The organism is Mesorhizobium sp. M7A.F.Ca.AU.001.01.1.1 (assembly GCF_004022735.1).
GTDB lineage: Bacteria > Pseudomonadota > Alphaproteobacteria > Rhizobiales > Rhizobiaceae > Mesorhizobium > Mesorhizobium ciceri.
In genome coordinates this window covers 1-4,397 of sequence record NZ_RZPF01000568.1, presented here as the reverse complement: position 1 = coordinate 4,397, position 4,397 = coordinate 1, and the positions used below count along the sequence as shown (strand labels likewise).

Genomic DNA, 4,397 nt, shown 5'->3' with positions numbered 1-4,397 from the left:
GTCCAGCGCCGTCCTGACTTCCGATGCGTAGGCCGCGCCGACCGACGTCAGGCGCACGGACCTCGTTCCCCGATCGAAAAGCTGGATGCCGAGCCTGTCCTCGATGTTGCGGATGGCGCGGCTGACCGCGCCATGGGTGACGTTGAGCTCACCCGCCGCCTTGGAGAAACTCAGATGCCTGGCGGCAGCCTCGAAGGCGGGCAAGGCAGTGAGGGGCGGTAGTCTGCGCGGCATGGTCCACCTGTGAGTGTTGCTCACAAATCCTGCACAAAGAGTCGTTTGTCGTCCAGCCCGGAAATGTCCAATCTATAGGGGTAGCAGCGGATATTGATCGGCTTTCCTATCTCGCCGCTGCGCTGAACGACCAGAAACAGTGTGAGCAATCGTCATGCTTGTCCCCTTGCGGACGGCGTCGGCACGCTTGCGCCTACTGAACCACAGGAGACGAACCATGAAACCGATTCTCGAATCCATCAGCGCCGCGACGAGCGGTCTTGCACTCAGAGCCTCTGCAGTCGTCGAGCGCCGCCGGATGCTGCGCCAAGTTTCACGCTTCTCGAACCATCGCTTGCACGACATCGGATTCGAGCGCGACTGGGACGGCTCCATCCTGCGCAACGGGAGGTCGATATGACCAGCACCCTGATCATCGGCGCGACGGGGCTGCTGGGCAGCGAGATGGCGAAGGCCAGCGCCCGCAATGGCGATCGCCTGCACGTTCTGGTTCGTGCGGCAACAGCCGGCGATGAAGAGCGGCTGCGCCCGCTGAAGGAGCTCGGTGCCAAAATCCACGTCGGCGATCTCGACGACTATGACAGCCTTGTCCGCGCCGCCAGTGCGGTGGACCGCGTCATCAGCTCGGTGCATGTGCATTCGGCCAGCGAGATGACGCTGGTGCGGGCGCTGAGGGATGCCGGCGTTTCCCGCTATGTGCCTTCCGCCGGCTTCGGCCTCGACTTCGCCGCCGCCGCCCCGGGCTCGATCCCGCCGCTCGATCTCAAGCGAGGCGTGTTCGACGCGATCAGGCAAGCCGATCTGCCCTACACGGTGATCTACACCAACGGCTTCTTTTCGACCTGGGTGGCGACGCTGGGCGATCTGATGCGCTTTGGCTCGTCGCCCTTGCCGCCCGATGAGGTGACGCTTTATGGCGGTGGCGATGTGCCGGCGACGTTTGTCAGCGAGAAGGACATCGCCGCCGTCACCTTGCGCGCGTTGAACGATCCCAAGGCCATCCGCAGCGAGATCCGCATCGCCCGAAACAAGATCACCCAGAACGAAATGATCGATCTGTGGCGCCGGGTGAGCGGCCGCTCGCCGCGCATCGTGCCTCAGAGTGCGGCGGAGCTTGAGGCGATGATCGCGTCAGCCCCCTGGCTTGGACTGCTGCGGGCATTCTGGATACGCGGCGAGACCGCGCTCGAGACGGCCACGCCGGAAGCCGGAGTGCTGTATCCGGAGCTGGCTTTCGAGACCATCGAGAGCGCCTTTGTTGCGATGGCGGACGCCGCTGGGCGGTAGGAACAGGAGCGCGGCGCTGAAGCTGACGTCGTCGGCGCGGCCGATGAATCCGGCTCGCGGCGTGAGCCGCCCGAGAAGGGCTGGTCTCACCCGTGCGGGCCTGTATCATGGTCATGTGAATTCCTGGGAGGAGGCTTGTGCATGCGGCTGAATCGGAATCTCTGCCAGTGGAGGGTTTGGGTCTTCATCGCCGCAATGGCGCTTTGGCCGCACGCGGCGCCGGCCGATAGCCTCACGCCCGAGCGCATCACTGCTGCCCTGTCGAAGCTCGAAGCGCTTGCCGAAGCCGCCGTCGCGGACGGTGCCGTGCCCGGGCTCGCCATCGGCGTCGTGCGCGATGACGAGGTGATCTTCCTCAAGGGTTTTGGGCATCGCGAGGCCGGCAAGCCTGAGATCGTCGACGCCGACACGGTGTTCCAGATCGCCTCCCTTTCCAAGCCGGTTTCCGCCACCGTCGTAGCGGCGTTGGTTAGCGACAGGATCGTGTCCTGGGATTCGAAGATCGCCGATCTCGATCCGGCCTTCAGGTTGGCCGATCCTTATCCGGCAAGCCAGCTCACCGTCCGTGACCTGTTTTCGCATCGCAGCGGGCTTCCAGGCACCGCCGGAGACGACCTCGAGGACATTGGCTACGACCGCGTCGAGATCCTGCATCGCCTGCGGTTCGTGCCGCCATCGTCGAGCTTTCGGGCCGGGTATTCTTACAGCAATTTCGGATTGACAGAGGGTGCCGTGGCAGCCGCGACACCGACGGGAAAGCCCTGGGAGCAGGTCGCCGAGGAGAAGCTCTACCGTCCGCTGGGCATGGCCTCCACGAGTTCCCGCCATTCGGACTTCGTCAAGCGAACCAACCGCGCCGCGCTTCACGTCAAGGTCGATGGCGCCTGGGCAGCGAGGATAGAGCGCGATCCGGATGCGCAGGCGCCCGCCGGCGGCGTCAGCTCTACGGCACGTGACCTCTCGCAATGGGTGCGCCTCATCCTCCACAACGGCGTTTATGCCGGCAAGACACTGATTGCCGCCGATGCGCTAAGCCAGACGCATGTTCCGCTGATATCGCGCGGCAACAACCCCGTCTCCGGCGGCGCATCGTTCTACGGCCTCGGCTGGAATGTCGAATTCGGCCGACACGGCCTGAGCTGGGGCCACGCCGGCGCTTTCAGCGTCGGCGCGCGTACCCTGGTGACAGTCTTCCCAAAGGAGAAGCTGGGCATAGTCATCGTCGCCAACGCCTTTCCGACTGGCCTGCCGGAGGGATTGTCCGACAGCTTCGCCGATCTCGTCTTCGACGGTAAGGTCGAGAAGGACTGGGTCAAGGCGTGGAATGATATCTATGCGGGCCTGTTCGGTCCGGTGGTCGCGGCGGCCAAGGCCGCCTACGCCGCGCCGCCGTCTCCGTCACGGCGAGCCGGGCCGGGCAGTGTCTATGCTGGCCGGTACGCCAACGACTTCATCGGCGACGCGATTGTGTCGAAAGCGGGAGACGACCTTGTACTCAAGGTGGGCCCGGCCGCCGGCCGGTCCTATTCATTGAGGCATTTCGACGGTGATCTTTTCCTGACCTTCCCCGACGCGGAGACGCCGGACAGCCCCTCGGGTGTAAGTTTCGTGGTCGGCGCTGACGGCAAGGCGTCGGCCATGACTGTAGGTTTTCTCGACGACAATCATCTCGGCACGCTGCAACGTGTGGGGGACTGACTTCCAAATCGACCGGTCCCGCCGGGAGTCAGGATGCCGGGCCGTATCGGAGCAGTTTGAAGCAATCGCCGTTGCCCGATTTCGTCTGTGCCAGCGAGGGCTTCGATCTGTCGATCCATTCCTGATGTGACCTCGCGTCGGCTTCGATCGCGTCGACCGGTGCAAGACTGACAAAGCTGCGTCCGTGGCTGAGAAGCCAGCACGCACGGCCGAGAAATCGCCTGCTGCGCTGGCGCAAGAGGTCGGCATCGTAGAAGATGTCGAGCACCTCGTGCTTGATCTTGCGCTCGGTTTCAGGATTGGCGATCGCAACCTCGATCGGCTCGCCGCCGATCGCATCCTGCAGGTCCTTGTAGTCGAGGGTGAGTTGGGTGATGGCATATTTGATCTCGCTCTCGTCGCGCACGATGTCGAACCATAGCGTCGGATCGAGCTGGTTGACGACGAACGACGACTCGAAATCGCGCGACAGGTTGAGGATGTCGAAGTCCCGGATGTCGACGTCGCGCTCAACCAGCAGGATTTCGCGGATCTGCTTGCCAAGCTCCGCTCCCTGCGCGCCGATGGCGGCGTTGGTTCCACCAAGTTCGGGACTAACGTAGGCCCCGCCGTCATCCAGCAGCGCGTCGAATTCGCCAAGTGACTCGACGAGGGGAGCGCCACGAGCGATGCGCGCCGCCAGCTTGGCCAGAACCTGCTGGAGATCCGTTTCGCGTCTGCGCTGGTCTTGGTAATTCTGCTGGAAAAAGAAGATGAACAGCGACACGCCGATGCCGATCAGGATCACGCCCAACTGCGAGAAGATGTTACGGTAGTATTCCAGCAGCTTTTCGCGATGACGCACGTCGTCGCGCACACTGTGGGCGACGCGCAGATTGACGATCAGCGACAGGATGAGCAGCCCAGTACCGACGAGGATGAGGCCGCCGATGAGCAGGTAACCATGGCCTGTGCTGAAGTCCATTCGTTTTCCCTGAAGCCCAGACTGCGCAGAATAGTGCCATTTTGGCTAAATACCTACGGATTTGCAGGCGGTGGATTTGATGGCGGCGACCACCCCAGAAGGTTGACCCGCCTGGCCATCCGGCCGATAGCTCCGCCAGAAACTGCCCCGAGAACCCTGATGACTTCAGACACGAACCTCCACGATGCACGCTCCGCCGATCCTGACACCGCCT

The 4,397-nt window shown here is 63.3% G+C and carries 5 protein-coding genes; 3 read left to right on the top strand and 2 right to left on the bottom strand.

Annotated elements, in window-relative coordinates; genetic code table 11:
* The coding region (locus tag EN884_RS27215) for a LysR family transcriptional regulator (RefSeq protein WP_128360838.1) at nucleotides 1-234 on the bottom strand (234 nt) is incomplete at its 3' end.
* A gap of 217 nt (nucleotides 235-451) precedes the next feature.
* On the opposite strand from EN884_RS27215, the gene EN884_RS27210 reads away from it, so the two are divergent.
* The 3 genes from EN884_RS27210 to EN884_RS27200 all read left to right on the top strand — a co-directional run bounded on the left by EN884_RS27210 (nucleotide 452) and on the right by EN884_RS27200 (nucleotide 3,219).
* Entirely contained in the window at nucleotides 452-634 is a 183-nt protein-coding gene (locus EN884_RS27210) for a DUF1127 domain-containing protein (RefSeq protein ID WP_013530655.1), read from the top strand.
* Nucleotides 631-1,521 (top strand): NmrA family NAD(P)-binding protein, encoded by an 891-nt coding sequence (locus EN884_RS27205; protein ID WP_063168615.1) that lies wholly within the window; start codon nucleotides 631-633, stop codon nucleotides 1,519-1,521. The genes EN884_RS27210 and EN884_RS27205 overlap by 4 nt, the downstream gene beginning before the upstream one ends.
* A gap of 141 nt (nucleotides 1,522-1,662) precedes the next feature.
* Entirely contained in the window at nucleotides 1,663-3,219 is a 1,557-nt protein-coding gene (locus EN884_RS27200) for a serine hydrolase (protein ID WP_063168614.1), read from the top strand.
* A 28-nt stretch (nucleotides 3,220-3,247) separates the two neighbouring features.
* Here EN884_RS27200 and EN884_RS27195 read toward each other — a convergent pair whose 3' ends face one another.
* Complete coding sequence (locus tag EN884_RS27195) at nucleotides 3,248-4,183, bottom strand: hypothetical protein (protein WP_013530658.1); 936 nt, start codon at nucleotides 4,181-4,183, stop codon at nucleotides 3,248-3,250.
* Nucleotides 4,184-4,397: the final 214 nt, after the last annotated feature.